The organism is Bradyrhizobium sp. UFLA05-89 (assembly GCF_059803475.1).
This window is the reverse complement of the sequence record NZ_JBANBA010000012.1, coordinates 74,322-90,910: the sequence shown is the minus strand read 5'-3', so window position 1 is coordinate 90,910 and position 16,589 is coordinate 74,322. Positions and strand designations below refer to the sequence as shown.

The window sequence follows — 16,589 nt, the reverse complement described above, 5'->3', positions numbered from 1 at the left end:
GGTGACCTCAAATCGTTCGCCGCATGACATCGAACACGCCGCGGGGCCGGAAAACGTGCGGCGTGACCATCTAGATCCCGCAACTCAATACATTATTGTATCGAGTTGCAATGCAGTGTGCAGTCTTCTTCGATCTGGAGGGCACGCTCCATGATCGTACAGCCAGTGTTGAAGTCTTCATCCTTTCCCAGGCACGGCGAGTCCTGGCTATGCGAGAAGCCGACGCCTGCCGGTTCGCAGAACGTTTCATTCAACTCGAAGAGCGCGGTAGAGTCTGGAAGGATCAGGTCTACCAAGCCTTGAGCCAGGAGTTTCCGCAAGCACGTCACGCCTGCGACAACCTTCTCAGCGATTATCTGCTCTCATTTCCCAAACAGTGTCGTCTGCGGCAGGGAGCGGCTGACCTCTTGCGTGATCTTCGGCATAACGCCTTCAAACTCGGCATTGTCACCAACGGCCGCTCAGACATGCAGCTCGCTGCGCCCTGGCATCGACGCCTTCTGCAACCATGGCGGCATGTGACTAGTCGGAGCCTTCGTCAGGAATGTTCAATACCGTGCCACACGCCTTGCAATGCACGGCATCGATATCATGGCGCTGCAGGCCGCAGACCGGACACGGAAACCGCACCTTCGCCGGCGCCAACAGGGCCTTGGCGAGATTCAGGAAAAGCGTCACGCCGAAGATCATTATGACAACGGTTATCAGGCGACCAGTCGTTCCCGGCAGGGTGATGTCGCCGAAGCCGGTCGTGGTCAGCGCCGTGACCGTGAAGTAGAGCGCATCGGCGTAATTGGCGATCTGTTTATTGTGAGATTCTTGAGTCTCGTAGACAACGCCCGTCATCACGAAGATAAATACGGCGAGCTTTGCCACGGCAAAGACAACTTCCTCATTTTGCCGAAAGAAGGAGCTGTCGGTGCGAAGCCGCGCCACCATCCGAACGTCGCGGAGCAATCGCAATGTTCGAAGCGTGCGCAGGAAGCCGCCAGCTTCTCCGGCAAGCGGCGCAAGAAATGAAATGATCACGACGATATCCGTCCATGTCGACAGACGGACGAACTCCTGCAGCGGATGTCGGCTGATAATCAAACGCGCCGAGAAATCCGCAAGGATCAGGACACCGAACACCAGGTCGAGCGATTCAATGGCTCGGCTGCGAGGCAGGAACGATGTCACGATGATAAACAAGACCGTGACGGCATCGAGCAGGAGCAAGGCGTACCTGAACCGCACGCCGACGGAAGATTCGCCCTCATATAGTTGCCGAATCCCGGTCTTCAGTAGCTCAAATGGGCTGGCGACAGAGTCGAGCAACCCGTGTTTATCCGGGGTTTGAGGAAGCGCCATGGCCGATCAGATCAAACAGCCAGCTCGACGCTTCCCGGCAAAGAATCCGCATATCACCAGCAGGATGACCGCTCCGACAACGGGTTCAGTGCTTGCGGGCATGATGATCTTCGCAACGACGCCCGCCAGACATCCAACAATGATGGTCCATACGATGCTCATCCTGTTGTTTCCCTATGCGGTGATCAGGCGTCCCGAGGAGGCAAACGACCATCCGGCGTATATTTATCGACGGCTGTCGGCAGCTCCCGCGAAAGTCGGGCAAGGAGTTCTTCCTGCGACAGTCCGGTCTGCTTTACCAGCGTCGCCAAAACATCCTGACCTATCGCTTGCTTGAGCTCAGGAGGCGCTATTTCCTTGTTTTGGCCCGGCCCCACCCATGACTCGGCAGCTTCGCCCTGTCCGTTTTTCGTGAATTGATCGAACAATTCGTTGAGCCCGCCACCAAGAAGACTTCCGGCGCCTCCGCCGCCCAGCAGACCGCCGAAGACACTCGACAAATCGCCTTGCGCCTGCGGCTGTCCGCCGCCGGGCTTGGACGAGGCGCCCGTCGCGTTGTTGAACATTTCCATCAGCTTGTCCCGGTTCTGATATCCCGCAAGGGCAAGCATTCCAAGGAGCGCAGTCATCGATGGCATGCCACGGCTCATTTCACCCTCCTTGTGATCGACAGATTTAGCTCATGGATTCTCCAATCCGCGCATCTGAAATCGCCACGGGATTGATCCGGTCGACCGTAGTGGGCCTTTGACAGGCGCGGTCTTGATCTGAATCAATGAAGCGATGTTCTTCGTGCTGTGGCCGTTGCCTGCCCGTTCGGGTCAAAACCGGCAAAGCTCAATCGGAGCGGCTACTTTCTACTTGGCCGTCAGAAAGCGACATTGCCTTGATGAGCACACGGCCCGGGCATTGTTGCCGTCAGGCCGTGCGCTTGACTGGCGCGGCATCGGCTTGCGCGCGATCGAGATGGTCGCGCATCGCCCTCGCTCTGTCGGCGCCATGGTCGGTCAGCCAGCGTTCGAACGCGACAGGTGTCAGCGCCGGGGCGTAGAGGAAGCCCTGCACGACGTCGCAGCCGAGCTCGGCCAGCACCTTGCGCTGCGCCTCGGTCTCGACGCCTTCGGCAACCACGGTCATGCCAAGGCCCTGACCAACGCGCACGACAGCGGTCGCGATGGCGAGCGCACCGGCGTCGGCTTCGATATCACGCATGAAACTGCGGTCGATCTTCAGCTCGCGGATCGGCAAATGCGCCAGCCGGCTCAGGCTGGAATAGCCGGTCCCGAAATCGTCCAGCGACAGCCCGACGCCGAGCTCGCGGATCGCCTTCATGGTCTCGAGCGCAACCGCCCGCTCCTGCATGAACGCGCCCTCGGTGATCTCGAGCATCAACGCGTCCGGCGGCAGATCATGCGCTGCGAGGACACTTCCGACATGCTTTGCCAGCACGAGGTTGCGGAAATTGATCGGAGAGAGGTTGACCGATACGCTGGGGATGTCGAGCCCGGCGCGACGCCAGCCTGCCATCTGGCGGCAGGCCTCGCGGATCGACCACAGCCCGATTTGCTCGATCAAGCCGCATTCCTCGGCGAGCGGAATGAACTTGGCCGGCGAAACGTCGCCGAGATCAACGTCATGCCAGCGCGCCAGCGCCTCGACGCCATGGATCGCGCCGTCGGCGGTGCGAATCTGCGGCTGGTAGCGCAGGCTGAGCTTGTCCTCGGCGATGGCGCTGCGCAGCGCCGCGGTGAGAGCGAGGCGCTGCTCGGTCAGCCCGTTCATGTCGGCGCAGAAGAAGCGATGGGTGGAACGTCCCGCCTGCTTGGCGTTGTACATCGCCGCATCGGCCTGCTGCATCAGCGTGTCGATATCGGTGGCGTGATCAGGATAGAGGCTGATGCCGATGCTGGCGGACATCTGCATCTGCCGCGCGCCTAGCCGCAGCGGCTCCGCGAGCGACTGGGTGATCCGGCTCGCGACGCGCGCGGCACTTTCGGCGTCGCGGTTCGGCAACAGGATGACGAATTCGTCGCCGCCGAGCCGGCCGAGCATGTCGCTGGGCTCGATCTGCGCGCGCAGGCGATGCGCCAGCTCGACCAGCAGCTCGTCGCCCGCGGCGTGGCCGAGCGTGTCATTGACGTCCTTGAAATGGTCGAGATCGAGAAACGCCAGCGCGACATGGCTGCCGGGTCGACAATCGTCGATCGCGGCCGTGATCAGGTGGCGCAATTGCACGCGGTTCGGCAGGCCGGTGAGGATGTCGTGATAGGCGAGCCGCGCGATCTCAGCGCGTGCTTCCTTGCGCTCGATTGCGAGCGCGCCGAGATTGACGCAGGCATCGACGATGCGCCGGTGCCAGCGGCTCGGCGCGCGCGGCTCCCTGTAGTAGAAGGCGAAGGTGGCAATGACCCTTCCTTCCTTGGACTTGATCGGCGTCGACCAGCAAGCGCGCAAGCCGATCGACAGCGGCATCGCCTTGTATGGCTGCCAGCGCGGATCTCTGTCGATATCAACCGCGAGCACCGGCTTGCCGTAGTAGGCCGCCGTTCCGCAGGAGCCGACATCGGGTCCGATCGCGACGCCGTCCAGCGCCCGCGAATAGTCCTCGGGAAGGCTGGGACCGCCGAGGGGATGCACGAAACCGGCGGCATCGACATGAAGCAGCGAGCAGACGACATCGGGCGCGATCTCCTCGACGCGCCGGCACAGCCGGTCGGCGATCTCGGTGATCGGGACTTCGTCGGCAAGCGCGCACGTGATCAATTGCTGGAGCGATCGCAACTGCTTGGTTTCGGTGATGTCCTCGATCAGGGCGAAGATATGCTTGACCCGGCCTCTGCGATCGCGGAAGGCATCGATCCTGGCAGCGACCCAGATCTCCTCGCCATCCTTGCTGTAGAGCATCACCTCGGCTTCGCCGCCCCGGCCACCCGCCATCAGCCGTTTGCCGAGCCTTGCAAGCGCCCTGCGGTTGGTGTGGCGTCCGGCCACGAGCTCGCTCACGCGCCGCCCATTGGCCTCGTCGGAGGCATAGCCGAACACAGCGGCGAAGGCCGCGTTGGTGTAGCGGATATTCAGCTCGGTATCGGTGATGATCACCGCGCGATTGGTCTGGTCGGAGACCGCGTTGAGCAGCCCGATCCGCACGCGACGTTCGGCCTCCTCGGTGACGTCGCGAACGAAGACGACATGGTGGGTCGCGCCGTCGGCAGTGATGGTCGAAAGCGAGATGGCCGCCCTGAGCCGCGTGCCGTCGCAACGCACGAGGCTGATCTCGTCGCGGACATCCGTGACCGGGTCGGCCTGCAAGCATTTGAGCGAGAGGACGCCGACGTCGCGTCCGAGCGCGTCCGCCCGCGGGAGCTTCCAGAGCTGCTGCGCAGCCGCGTTGAAATGCGTGATCCGGCGATCGGCATCGACGATGACAACGCCGTCCTCGGCCAGCTCAAGCGCAGCCAGCAGGACTTCCGGAGTTCCGATTGCAGGGCAATCCTCAGCCGACATTGTTGGACTCGGGCGCGTCGCAAGGTGCGACAAGGGCGGCGAGCCTAGCGGTCCGATGGTGTCCAAGTAGTTGGCTCAACCTGGCGTAGGCTCGTCAAGATGAGACATGCTTAAGATTCCGCAAAGACGAGCCGCGGAATTGCGAAGGGAGGCGACTTATCGGGCGCCGGTTCCGGGCTGAAGCTTGTGCAGCCGGCCGGCGACCGCCCTCACCTTGCCCGGCGCCGCCTGCCAGATCGACAGCGCCGACAATCCGCTGACGACCATCGCGATGGCAAAGGCGAGCGTGTAGTCGCCGGCAAGATCATAGAGGATGCCCGTCACCCAGGGCCCGGCCGCGCCGCCCGCAAGCGCGGCCAGCATGATCATGCCGAAGATGCTGCCCTGATTCCTACCCCCGAAAATCTCGAACACCACCGCGCCCATGATCGAGGTCAGCCCGTAGCCGAGCGCACCTTGCGTAAACACCATCAGGTAGACGAGCCAGAGTGAGGCTTCGAATTTCAGGCCGATCAGCGCAGCAAAGCAGATCGCAAAGCCTGCGCAGCTTGTCGCCCAGACCCATTCCCGGCCGATCCGGTCCGAGACATGGCCGAGCAGGATCTGGCCGGGAATGCCGAGCAGGCTGACGGCGCCGAGCGCCCACACTGCGACGCTCGGGCTAAAGCCGATATCCAGCAGGAATTTGGTCTGGTGCACCTGCACCGCGTACCAGATGTACAGGCCGCAGAAATAGCCGAGCGCGATCCACCAGAACCGCGCCGTGCGCAGCGCACTCTTCAGCGTCCATTCGGTACCGGCCCAGACCGGATCGACGATGTTGGAAACAGGCCGTGCCGCGCTCGGCGACAGCGCCGCGTCGCCGTCCGGCCGCAAACCGAGATCCTCAGGCCGCTTGCGGAGCAGCAGGTTGATCGGCGCCAGCGCGATCAACAGCAACAGTCCCATCGCGGTGCAGGCGCTGCGCCAGCCGCTCTGCTCGATCATGTGCTGCGCCCAGGGCAGCAGGGTCACCGAACCGATGCCGACGCCGGCAAAGGCAATCCCGATGGCGAAGCCGCGCTTGCGGATGAACCAGTTCGGCAGGAACAGCGACTGGCCGGAATAGCCCAGGCAGACGCTGCCGGCGCCGACCATGACGCCGATGGTGACATAGAGATGCCAAGGCTGGCTCGTGAGCGGCGCGAGCAGGAGGCCGCCCGCCATCAGCGCGACACCGACCTCCATCACCGCGCGGGGGCCTGCGCGATCCATCAGCCGCCCGATCAGCGGACTAACCACGCCCGAGACCACGAAGCCGAACGAGAAGGCGCCCGCGGTGACGCCGCGCTCCCAGCCGAACTCGGAGATAATGGGAGGAAAGAACAGTGAAAAGGCGGTGCGCGCATTGACGCCGATGGCCATGGTGACGAAGGTCACCGCGACTACGACCCAGCCATAGAAGAACGGAAGCCGCATTGTGATGGTTTCATCCCTGGACGATCTTTCCGACCATTAAGGGGATGTCCGGGTCAAGCGCTTTTCGCGCATGCCCGGCCCACGCTAAAGCGCGATGAGATCAGGATGAATCGTCATCCCGCTTTGGGCTGTTGTTTGAGCAATGATCTTTTCGGAAAACCGCTCCACACTTTTCCGGATCATGCTGTGGCGCACGACTGACCTTTGCGCGGCGGTCGGTCTCAGGCCGCGTCGAGCTGCGAGCCGGAGACCCGCTCCTCAAGCGCCATCCGTTCGATCGGCTGCGGCCTTCCCAGGAGATAGCCTTGTGCGAAATTCACGCCGAGCCCCTTCAGCCGCTCGAACTGTTCGCTGGTCTCGACGCCCTCTGCCGTCACCGACATGTCGAGGCCGCGCGCCAACGTCACGATCGAGGAGATGATGGCCGAGCTGCGCGGCCGATGGCTGAGATTGCAGATGAAGGACTTGTCGATCTTGATCTTGTCGAACGGAAACGCCGTCAGGTAGCTGAGCGACGAATAGCCGGTGCCAAAATCGTCGAGCGCCAGCTCGATGCCGATGCTCTTGAGCCGCTCCATGAAGGCGTGGTTCTCGATACCGCGTTCCAAGAGGACGGACTCGGTGATCTCGATCTCGAGGCGCTCCGGCGGCAGGCCGGAATCCTGCAGCGCCGCGCAGATCACGTCGAACAGCTCGGCCTCCTTGAACTGCACCGGCGACAGGTTGACGGCGACTCGCGTGTCCGAAGGCCATGACGCCGCGTCCTCGCAGGCGCGCCGCAGCACCCATTCGCCGAGCGCCACGATCAGGCCGGTCTCCTCCGCGAGCGGAATGAACTGGTCCGGCGGGATCAGCCCGCGCGTCGGATGACGCCAGCGCACCAGCGCTTCGAAGCCGCGGCGCTCGGCGTTGGCGACGTCGACGAAGGGCTGGTAGTGCAGCTCGAACTGACAGCGCGCGATGGCGTCGCGCAGGTCGCCCTCGAGCACGTTGCGCGCCTCGAGATCGGCCGACATCGCCTCATCATAGATCGTGAAGCAGTTGCGCCCTGCACCTTTCGAGCGGTAGAGCGCGAGATCGGCCTTCTTCAGCAGCTGTTCCTGATTGCTGCCGTGCTCCGGCGCGATCGCGATGCCGATGCTGGTGCCGATCTCCACGCGGTGGCCGGGCAGGAAGAACGGCTCGGTGACGAGCTTGGCGATCCGGCCTGCGAGCTCGGTCGAGCACACCCGCTGATCGTCGCAACCTTCCTGGATGATCGCGAACTCGTCGCCGCCGAGCCGCGCCAGCACGTCGCTGGCCCGCAGCGCGGATTTCAGGCGCTGCGCCACCTGGCGCAGCAAGAGGTCGCCGGCGCCATGGCCAAGCGAGTCGTTGACGTTCTTGAAGCGGTCGAGATCGAGCATCAGGATCGAGAACGTCAGCCCGTCCTCGCGCATCTGACGGTTGATCTCGTCCAGCCGCGCGAGGAAGAAGGCGCGGTTCGGCAGGCCGGTCAGGATGTCGGTCTGGGCGAGCTCGAGCACCCGGCGGTTGGCAAGCGACAGCCGCCGCGAATTGCGGCTTGCGAGCACGAGATAGCTCGCCAGCGACAGCGTCAGAAGCATGCCCACAACCAGCACCGTGAGCGCGCGATCATAGGCGGTTTCCAGCGGACCGCCAGCAGTCGGCACGGCACGCACCTGCCAATCGGTGTCGCCGATCCGCAAGCCACCCGACCAGTGCACGCTTTTCGACACGTCGCTCATCGATTGCGGCGCGGTTGCCGAGGACGAGAAATCCGGCAGCGACTGCTCGAGGCTGACGATCTGCGCCGTGAAGGGCGGATAGACGTTGACGCTGATCGCGGGACTCGCCGCCGTCGTGGTCCGGATGGCGCGCAGCAGCAGCGGCAGATCGAACACGGCGACGATGACGCCCGCCTGGTTGCGGCGGCGATCGGCAACCGTGTCGCGCGAGGTGCCCTTGGCGTAGACGGGAACGACGACGAGGACGTTGGGCGACTGGCCGCCTTCCCGCGGCTCGTAGAGTTGCGTGCGCAGCGCTGCGATCCGGTCATGGTCGCGCGCGCGCTCGATCGCGGCATGGCGATCCGGAATGCTGGCATAGTCCATCCCGTAGACGAGCGAGGTCTTCGGCTGCGTGGAATAGAAGACCGGGAAATACTCCTCGCCCTGCGGCGCGGTCGCAAAGCCCTGATCGCTTCCTTGGCCCTGAAACGATTTGATGCGATAGCCGGACACGCCGTCCGCGACCGCGGCGGCCTCGTATTCGGCGCGCTCCTTGCGGTTGATGCGCGGCAGCCAGGCGACGCGGAGCATGCCGGGGTGATGCTCGAACAGTCGGCCGGCGAAAGTCTCGAACTCGCTGCGGGTGACGTCCTCGTTGGCCGACTCGAACAGGGTACGCAGCGCCACGAGCCGGCTGATATATTCGTTCATGCCGTTCTGCATGACGATGGCTTCGGTTTCGGCCGCGCTCTCGAACTCGACCTTGTTGACGCGGTCCTCCCAGCGCCCGACCGCGGCCGCGCCCACCACCGAGAACAAGACGCCTAGGCCTGCTGCGACGAGCGCAGGACGATAGATCCCGGCTAGCTTCGCAGGGCTCCATCGCCCGATCATGCGCTTCCGATCCTGATCATTCTGATCGCGATCGCCCATCTCTCTCAGCCGTCCCTCTGGCGTGACGGATCGAACTTCTGGTTGAGCCGTCGGGACGCCGATGGGACATGGAGCTCGGTTAAGAAGTGCACAATTTCACTGCGAGACCACACGCGACTGCGGGGCTTAGTTAACGGTTACCCCGCAAGTCGCCGCATCTTGGAAACAATCTGCACGGATTTCACCGGAGTAATACGGAGTGCGGTCAGCCTCGCGGTTAGCGAGCTGTTCAGAACAGCGGAACTATCGTCTTCCCGTAATTACCGCAAATCCCCTATCAACTTCGTCATGACACGAGTCCGTTCCGCGACATGCATCGTTCTGGCCGTCGCGCTGGTCGCGCTCACCGCGCCGACGGCGCGAAGCGAGGAGGCCGGCGTCAGCGCCGACGCGATCCTGTTCGGCCAGGCTGCGGCGCTTGAAGGGCCCTCCTCCGCGCTTGGCTTGCGCATGCGGCAAGGCATCGTCGCCGCTTTCACCGAGATCAATGCCAAGGGCGGCGTCCATGGCCGCAAGCTGCAACTCATCAGCCGCGATGACGGTTATGATCCCGACCGGTCGGTGGCGCAGACGCTGCGGCTGATCGACGAGGACAAGGTGTTCGCACTGATCGGCGCGGTGGGCACGCCGACCGCGATGGCGACCATTCCGATCACCAGCCTCAGGAACATTCCCTTCATCGGCCCGTTCAGCGGCGCGGAATTCCTGCGCGATCTGGAGCTCGGCAACGTCGTCAACATCCGCGCCTCCTACGGCGCGGAGGCCGAGGCCTGGATCAAGCATCTCACCGAAGACCGCAAGTTCAGCCGCATCGGCATCTTCTACCAGGATGACGCCTTCGGGCGCGACGGTCTCCTGGGCGTGAAACGCGCGCTCGCCAAGCGCGGCCTCGAGCTTGCGGCCGAAGGCACCTTTGAGCGTAACACCAAGGCCGTTGCGTCTGCCTGGCGGATGCTCAGGCGCGCCGAGCCGGAAGCCATCGTCATGGTCGGGACCTACGGCCCGTGCGCGGAGTTCATCAAGCTCGTGCACCGCAGCGGTCTCAATCCGACCTTCGTCAACATCTCCTTCGTCGGCGCCAACGCGCTGGCCAAGGAGCTCGGGCCCGAGGGCGAAGGCGTCATCGTCTCGCAGGTCGTGCCGTTTCCCTGGGACGCATCGCAAGAGCTCGTTGCCGACTACCAGGCGGCGCAGACGACGCTCGACCCGACGCTGACGCCGGACTTCGTGTCGCTCGAAGGTTATATCTCCGCGCGCCTTGCCGCCGCGGCGCTGGAGAAGGCCGGACCGAACCCGACGCGTGCGGGGCTGTTGCGCGCCATCAACGACGTCGGCCGCTTCGAGATCAGCGGAAGCAGCATCACCGTTGGCATCCGCATGATCGACACGCCACCAAAAGTGTTCTTGACGATGATCCAGAAGGACGGGACGTTCAAGCCGATCGACTAGAGCTTGTACCCCGCACCGCAGTCAGGGCGCGTGCGAGGTCCGCTGCACCCCTTATGGCGGCGCTATGGCGGACCTCACGAAAGATCCCTGCCGGGCAAATAGCAGACGAACGGTCGCTCAGTCCGGCATTCCAGCAAGGCGATAGGCTTCCTCCAATCTCGCAACGTCCTGATCTCTCCATGGAGCGCGCTCTCGCCTCCCGGACAAACAATCAGACGGAGAGAGAAGGGCAACTTGCTGCCAGAGCTTTTGTGCAGCTTCTATGTTGCCCAACATGGCATGACAAGCCATTGCCATGCGTAGGCCCTGCGTGTAGGTCGAATGATGACGCAACATGTTGGCTGCGAACGCAAGCCCCTCCTTATAGTTGCCGAGAAAGAAGTGGGCGAAAGCTAATCCTTCGTGTGCGAAGATGATGCGCACATCCAGCGGGCTTAGTCTCAATGCGCGCTGATGGTAGTCAATCGCGGTTCGCGAGTCGCCCAAGATGGTTTTGGTCCATCCACCCCACATCCATCCCGACATTCCGTTTGGATCAAGGTGAATTGCCTCATCCAGAAGACTATCGGCCAGTTCGACTTCATTGCTGTTGAATGTCAGAACCAGTGCCGATCGCGCCAACACCAAAGCGTCTTGCCTCTCCAGACGCAAAGCGGTCTTGGCGTACGCGATGGCCTGAGATTTGTCGGATTCTGGATCGGTACTCCATCCCCAGGATTTGCGGGTGCTCAACGTCGCTGCCAGTGCAGCGTTGGCCAGTGCAAACTGCGGATCCAGCGCAATCGCCCGCTCGTAGAGACCAATGGCTCGATCCGTGGCGTCCCTCGTGTATTCGAAATGTGCCGCCTCCCCACGCAGATAGTAGTCGTACGCATCAAGATTACTGGTGGGCTTTCGTTTGGCACGTTCTATTTCAGCTTGGTTCACGCTTGGCGCAATTGCGCCAGCCACCTTGGCGGCGACTTGATCCTGCAGCTCAAAGATATCCTCGAGCGCTCCATCGTACCTGTCAGCCCAGAGATGCGTGCCGGAAGCTGCATCTATCAACTGACCGGTTATCCTGACGCGACTACCGGATTTCCGGACGCTCCCTTCGAGAATATATCGAACCCCCAAATCCCTAGCCACTTGCTTGATCTCGACAGATCTGTCCTTGAAGGCAAAACTAGAGTTCCGGGCAATGACGAATAGCTGCTTGTTTCGAGAGAGGGCCGTGACAATTTCCTCCGCCATTCCGTCCGCGAAATACTCCTGCTCGGGATCGCCGCTCAGGTTCTCGAACGGCAGCACGGCGATAGAGGGCTTATCCGGGAGAGTGAGCGTGGGCGTTGTCGGTTCTATCCCGTTGTCGGTGACTGCAGCGCCCTTGCTTTCTTGCGCTACCTGCACTCGTCCGACGAAGCGGAAGCCCTTCCGCGGCAATGTCTTGATGAGGCGCTGTTCCCCGCCGGAATCGCCAATTGCGATCCGGGCAACATTCAGGCGGGTCGTCAGCGCTGCGTCCGAGACGACACGTCCTTTCCATATGGCGTTGATGAGGTCGTCCTTGCTGACGACGCGCTCCCTGTGCCGGATCAGGTAATCGAGCAGGTCGAAAACCTGAGGCGTCGTAGGCACCACGTCAGATCCGCGCAGCAGCTCGCGCCGGTCAGTGTCGAACGCGTAGTGTTCGAAGAAATAGCGCAAGGGACGTTCCCCCCGTTGCCCTTTGAGGCCGCTATGGTGACGTCTGACGCCAGAAGAATAGGCCGCCGGCAAGGAAAATGTAAGCCGTTCGTCGACCCCGCGGTCGGCGTGCGGATGCTCGACGCGCCACCAAGAGTATTTCTGACGATGATCCAGAGGAACGGGATGTTCAGGTCGATCGACTAGGGCGTGCACTCGTAAACCCATCCGCTTCGGGGCTCAGACCTTGCGGTATAGCCTCGCTCTCGTTCGCCGGGCGATAGCCGACCCAAGCCGAGCTGCCCCCTGAGCTGCTTTGTCGGGAGATCTTCACCGGCGACCCACAATTTGAAATCAACGTCCAGCATATCCTCATCGAGCGCGGCGGCATCGCCGCCGATGCCGATCAAGAGCTGTCGCCTGACCGGCTCGGCAACGGTGGTGTGCAGCGTCTGGGCGTTGCCGTAGTTGTGGAAGGCCGGTGAGGCGGAGAAGTTCAGCGCCGTGAACGTCTGTTCGGCACTGAGCTTCCGCGCGGCCCAGCCTTCGAGCGGCGGCAGCCGGTCAATCGCGTGCGCAACGCGGCGGTTCAGGCGCCTCAGTTGCGACGTCTGGAAATGAGGCCGGGCGATCGCGGTCGCGCCTTCACGAGATGCAGGCCGATGGCGAGCCCGTGCTCGTTCATGCCGTCCAGCCGCCCAGTGCCGCTGGAGTTCAATGGCGCTGGCGCGCAATCGCGTCAGTGTCGACGACGAAGCTATCGTTGATCGCAATGACACGGCATGTGGCCTGGACCAGGAATCCGCAACGTTCAAGCGCCAGGCGCGCTGCCTCGTTCTCGGATCTCAGTAGCGCGCCATACCCGTAGCCGTAAAAGCCACCTTCGCCGTAGGCTATCGCCTTTGGGCCGGAAGCGGGAGAATAGAACTTCTCGACGTACGTCCGTGCCCTTTCCGAGAAGATGGGATCGGCGACCGCCAGCGGTGTCTCGCCTGCGTGACTGAACCAGGGGGCTGGCGGAACGTCCAGCGGAGCTTCCTTCCACACCACCTTTCCGTCGACGGCATAGACAAAACACATTGTTTGGCTGGCCCCTAGGCATGCGCCCAGGACGCGCGTCCGAGCCTCCTCTGCGCTGCCCCGCCCCCATGTCGGCCAGAAGCCTCCGGACAAGGAAATGGCGAGCGCGGTGTGACCCGGCTTGGCGCTCAACTGCTGCTCGATCTGCTCGCGGCACTGATCACAGACGAATGGAATTTCGCTTGACCGGAATTGCGGTCCCGTCAGCGCGTAGTCGGGTCCCGTCACGTTTTGCGTCAGGGGTCTTGCGGGTATCGAGCGGGGCACAAAATCGAGGAGGTTGCGGTCGACGACTAACGAATCGGCAATCGCGGCGACACGGCACGGCGAATGGGTGATGTAGCCACATCTCTGCAATGCGATACGAGCAGCTTCGTTATCGGAGTCGGCCCGGCCAGTTAGAGACCATTGCCAGTCCGGCCCGACGGCGAGAGCCTTGCCGTGAAACTCCCGATAGAGCCGGGCGACCTTGTCCCGATCGCTCGCATGAATCGCGCCGATGTCTTGGATGTTCAAGGGCCGGGCTACGCCGGAGCTCGATGAAAACCAGGGCTCGATCGGAAGGGGCGGCGGCGGTTCGTCCCAGCTGATCCGGCCATCGATGGCATAGACGAGGCAGCCTTGCCGGTTGGCATTCAAACATAGAGCCAGCGCGTTGGCGCGTGCCTCCAGAGCGGTGCGTCGTGCCGTCGACCAGTAATATCCCCCGTCGATCGCCACGACCAGAGCGGAATGCAATGGCTTGCCCGCGAAGGCAGCCTTGATCTGCGCACGGCATTGATCGCATAGGAAGGGGACTTCGTCGGCATTGAACTGCGTGCCAAGCAACGTTCGGGACAAGCCGGACTGCTCAGGCGCCGACGAGACCTCCACCTTTCCACGCAGGTAGAACTCCCCGATGATCGACAGGGAAAGTTCGGGCAATTGACTGTGCTTGGTCGACTCATAGACGTCCGAGCTGATCCTGCGGAAGATTGTCCCAATCTCCTCCGGTGCCTTGATGTTCGCGAGAAACGCCGTGGTGTATGGGCTGTTGCGTCCATCGCCGTCCTCCGCGGTCTGCCCGGCCTGGGTGGCGTAGGCGACGATCATGCCTTGCGCGTTGTCCAACTTGGCCAATCCCCGCTGGAGCGGAACGGCTCGGCTGGCGCCGAGCGAGCGCCGGAGTTCGTTGGCAAACGGGTTGTCGCGACAGGCATCGAGCACCAGAACGCGCAAGTTCTTGGCTTGCTGTAGGTCGGCAATGATGTCGTCGAGGCGCACCAGACGCCGCAGGTCCGCGACATCCGTCAGTTGCGTGTCAATCGGCGCCAGATAATTGACTCCGCCGAACTGAAGCGCATGACCACTGTAGTACAGCAGTGCGACATCGGCGCCGCGCGCCGCGCGCGCGAAGCGGATCGCAACCTCGTCCATGCCGGCCCGATCGAGATCTGTTGCCACGATGGTTTCGAATCCGAGAAGCTTGAGCGCGGCGGCAACATCGGCGGCGTCGTTCGCCGGATTGGTCAGGCGCGGTACGTTGCGATAGGCCCCGTTTCCGAGGACCAGGGCCACCCTCGTATCGGCAAGGCACCGGTCGGTGATCGCCATAAACAGGAGTGGAAGCAGGCTTAAGAGAAGCGCTGAAAGGGACGACCGGATTTTCACCCGTGCCTCCTACGGAGAACAATGCTTCAATAAGAATATGATATGAGCCGAAAGGCAAATTGTGATCTTCGGCACGGTCCGTTGGCCACTCACACGTCAGAGACCGGGCGACTTGCCGCTTGGACCGCTATCGATCAAGAGCCCCGTCGAGCTTCACGGGAGACAGGCCGATCCATTCCCGAGCAGCCGGTCCGGGGCGGCATCCCAGTTTCTTCAGCCATCAGCGGATGCTCAGGTGTTTGGGTGAAACCAGCCGAATATCGCAACGACGGAGCATCCAACCAGGCTGACTGTCTGCAGACCCATTTCGAGCCAATACCGAACCGGAGCGGTGTCTCTATGAACAACCTGCTTCGACAATCCTGCAAGACTGTCGACAATCCAGTCCAGAATACCAGTACTATGCGGGTAAGCCGTGATCTTTCTCTCGAGAAGGCCAGATCGCACGGTGCGGAAGCAATCGACGCAAAGATAGATTGCGACGATGCGTGCGACGATTTCATAAAGAAAGAACTGCATTCAAACATCCGCTCATCAAGTAACCGGTTTGATGACCAGGCCGTGTTGCGCGTCAATCGGCAGGGTTAAAGCCAGGTGCGTCCACGAGCGCTACTTGGTCTTGGTGTGGCCGGATTTGATGTTGGTTCAATTGCAGAAATGATCACGGCGCCGGTCGCGCCCAATACAGGGCATGAGCGCAAAAGCCATGACTGATCGTAAGGATTTGCGCTTGGCCGCCAGGAAGTTGGCGTCCGCCTCTTTATGAGCACACGCCAGGACTCAAGTGCTCTTCACGGACGGCGCGTCCAGCGTTCGGCATTGACGGCGCCCGGCGGGATCTTGCCCTTGATGATCGCCTCCACCTGACGCACGGTTTCCAGCGACTGATATTCGATCGCCTGCGGCGTCAGGCCGCCGACATGCGGTGTGGCGATGACGTTGGGAAGCCGTGCCAGCTCCGGCGTCGGCATCTGGTCCGGAGCGCGGCCGACATCCATCGCGGCGCCGGCGATTCGCCTCTCGCGCAGCGCGGCCGCAAGCGCCGCCTCGTCGACGAGGTTGCCCCGTGAGAGATTGATGAAGACGGCGTGCTGCTGCATGCGCGCCAACGCCGCCGCGCCGATCAGATTCTCCGTCTGTTCGTTGGCGATGGCGAGGCAGACGACATAATCCGATGCCGCCAGGAGTTCGTCGAGCAGGACATGCCTGATCGCGCTATCGTCGATCGCCACGAAGGGATCGGCGACCAGCACCTCCATGCGCAGCACTTTTGCGACCTCGGCAAGATAGCGCCCGATGCTGCCAAAGCCGATGATGCCGAGCTTGCTGCCGGCGAGCTGACGCCCCATCCGCGCTTCGGGCTTGCGGCCCGCCTGGTAGTCCGCCGTGGTTCGCGACACGCCGCGGGAAAGATCAACCATGAAGCCGAGCGCGAGCTCGGCCACCGCCTGCACGAAGCCGGGACCGGCGCGCGTCACCAGCACGCCAACTTCAGAAGCGGCCTCGACATTGACATTGCGGATGTCGACGGCGCAGCGGACGAAGGCGGAGAGGCGCGGCAATTGCGCAAAGATCTCGCCGCGCCCCTCGGTCATGCGGTCGGCGACGATGATATCCGCTTCTGCCGCGGCGCGGACGAGACCGACGGCATCGAGCGGCTGCTCGCCCTCGTGCATGATCACCTCGGCGAGCGCCAGCAAGCCTTTCAGGCTGCGCTCGCCGTAGTAATTCCTGCGCATCTCCGGCGTATGAGCCAGCAGAACCTTCACT

The 16,589-nt window shown here is 62.6% G+C and carries 12 protein-coding genes and 1 pseudogene; 2 read left to right on the top strand and 11 right to left on the bottom strand.

Annotated features, from left to right (window positions below):
* Nucleotides 1-110 precede the first annotated feature (110 nt).
* Nucleotides 111-461 (top strand): annotated as a pseudogene (locus SO139_RS09290) (HAD family hydrolase); the annotation flags it as partial.
* Between the two features lie 61 nt (nucleotides 462-522).
* Here the strand turns inward: SO139_RS09290 and SO139_RS09285 are convergent.
* The 6 genes from SO139_RS09285 to SO139_RS09260 form a co-directional block, all read right to left on the bottom strand.
* Nucleotides 523-1,350 carry a potassium channel family protein gene (locus tag SO139_RS09285; protein ID WP_449379253.1) on the bottom strand — a complete coding sequence of 276 codons (828 nt, stop codon included), beginning with the start codon at nucleotides 1,348-1,350 and terminating at the stop codon, nucleotides 523-525.
* 6 nt (nucleotides 1,351-1,356) lie between these two features.
* Nucleotides 1,357-1,512 (bottom strand): hypothetical protein, encoded by a 156-nt coding sequence (locus tag SO139_RS09280; RefSeq protein ID WP_449379254.1) that lies wholly within the window; start codon nucleotides 1,510-1,512, stop codon nucleotides 1,357-1,359.
* A 23-nt stretch (nucleotides 1,513-1,535) separates the two neighbouring features.
* On the bottom strand, nucleotides 1,536-2,000 hold the full coding sequence (locus SO139_RS09275; RefSeq protein ID WP_449379255.1) for a YidB family protein: 465 nt from the start codon (nucleotides 1,998-2,000) through the stop codon (nucleotides 1,536-1,538).
* Nucleotides 2,001-2,268: 268 nt separating this feature from the next.
* Nucleotides 2,269-4,854, bottom strand: coding sequence for an EAL domain-containing protein (locus SO139_RS09270; protein WP_474799406.1), 2,586 nt, complete (start codon nucleotides 4,852-4,854; stop codon nucleotides 2,269-2,271).
* 156 nt (nucleotides 4,855-5,010) lie between these two features.
* Nucleotides 5,011-6,312, bottom strand: coding sequence for an MFS transporter (locus SO139_RS09265; RefSeq protein WP_449379257.1), 1,302 nt, complete (start codon nucleotides 6,310-6,312; stop codon nucleotides 5,011-5,013).
* A 221-nt stretch (nucleotides 6,313-6,533) separates the two neighbouring features.
* Nucleotides 6,534-8,936 (bottom strand): bifunctional diguanylate cyclase/phosphodiesterase, encoded by a 2,403-nt coding sequence (locus tag SO139_RS09260; RefSeq protein WP_449379258.1) that lies wholly within the window; start codon nucleotides 8,934-8,936, stop codon nucleotides 6,534-6,536.
* 327 nt (nucleotides 8,937-9,263) lie between these two features.
* Between SO139_RS09260 and SO139_RS09255 the strand changes: the two genes are divergently transcribed.
* Nucleotides 9,264-10,424 (top strand): ABC transporter substrate-binding protein, encoded by a 1,161-nt coding sequence (locus SO139_RS09255; RefSeq protein ID WP_449379259.1) that lies wholly within the window; start codon nucleotides 9,264-9,266, stop codon nucleotides 10,422-10,424.
* A gap of 117 nt (nucleotides 10,425-10,541) precedes the next feature.
* On the opposite strand, the gene SO139_RS09250 is transcribed toward SO139_RS09255, so the two are convergent.
* The 5 genes from SO139_RS09250 to SO139_RS09230 all read right to left on the bottom strand — a co-directional run bounded on the left by SO139_RS09250 (nucleotide 10,542) and on the right by SO139_RS09230 (nucleotide 16,588).
* Nucleotides 10,542-12,110 (bottom strand): winged helix-turn-helix domain-containing protein, encoded by a 1,569-nt coding sequence (locus tag SO139_RS09250; RefSeq protein ID WP_449379260.1) that lies wholly within the window; start codon nucleotides 12,108-12,110, stop codon nucleotides 10,542-10,544.
* A 577-nt stretch (nucleotides 12,111-12,687) separates the two neighbouring features.
* Nucleotides 12,688-12,774 (bottom strand): hypothetical protein, encoded by an 87-nt coding sequence (locus SO139_RS09245; protein ID WP_449379324.1) that lies wholly within the window; start codon nucleotides 12,772-12,774, stop codon nucleotides 12,688-12,690.
* Nucleotides 12,775-12,803: 29 nt separating this feature from the next.
* Nucleotides 12,804-14,762, bottom strand: coding sequence for a caspase family protein (locus SO139_RS09240; RefSeq protein ID WP_474799401.1), 1,959 nt, complete (start codon nucleotides 14,760-14,762; stop codon nucleotides 12,804-12,806).
* Between the two features lie 288 nt (nucleotides 14,763-15,050).
* Entirely contained in the window at nucleotides 15,051-15,338 is a 288-nt protein-coding gene (locus SO139_RS09235; protein ID WP_449379262.1) for a hypothetical protein, read from the bottom strand.
* A gap of 272 nt (nucleotides 15,339-15,610) precedes the next feature.
* On the bottom strand, nucleotides 15,611-16,588 hold the full coding sequence (locus SO139_RS09230; RefSeq protein WP_449379263.1) for a hydroxyacid dehydrogenase: 978 nt from the start codon (nucleotides 16,586-16,588) through the stop codon (nucleotides 15,611-15,613).
* Nucleotide 16,589: the final 1 nt, after the last annotated feature.

Bases quoted from the DNA above. Each gene is read 5' to 3' on its own strand.
- SO139_RS09285 (WP_449379253.1), bottom strand. From the start codon at position 1,350: ATGGCGCTTCCTCAAACCCCGGATAAACACGGGTTGCTCGACTCTGTC.
- SO139_RS09280 (WP_449379254.1), bottom strand. From the start codon at position 1,512: ATGAGCATCGTATGGACCATCATTGTTGGATGTCTGGCGGGCGTCGTT.
- SO139_RS09275 (WP_449379255.1), bottom strand. From the start codon at position 2,000: ATGAGCCGTGGCATGCCATCGATGACTGCGCTCCTTGGAATGCTTGCC.
- SO139_RS09270 (WP_474799406.1), bottom strand. From the start codon at position 4,854: ATGTCGGCTGAGGATTGCCCTGCAATCGGAACTCCGGAAGTCCTGCTG.
- SO139_RS09265 (WP_449379257.1), bottom strand. From the start codon at position 6,312: ATGCGGCTTCCGTTCTTCTATGGCTGGGTCGTAGTCGCGGTGACCTTC.
- SO139_RS09260 (WP_449379258.1), bottom strand. From the start codon at position 8,936: ATGATCGGGCGATGGAGCCCTGCGAAGCTAGCCGGGATCTATCGTCCT.
- SO139_RS09255 (WP_449379259.1), top strand. From the start codon at position 9,264: ATGACACGAGTCCGTTCCGCGACATGCATCGTTCTGGCCGTCGCGCTG.
- SO139_RS09245 (WP_449379324.1), bottom strand. From the start codon at position 12,774: ATGAACGAGCACGGGCTCGCCATCGGCCTGCATCTCGTGAAGGCGCGA.
- SO139_RS09240 (WP_474799401.1), bottom strand. From the start codon at position 14,762: ATGGCGATCACCGACCGGTGCCTTGCCGATACGAGGGTGGCCCTGGTC.
- SO139_RS09235 (WP_449379262.1), bottom strand. From the start codon at position 15,338: ATGCAGTTCTTTCTTTATGAAATCGTCGCACGCATCGTCGCAATCTAT.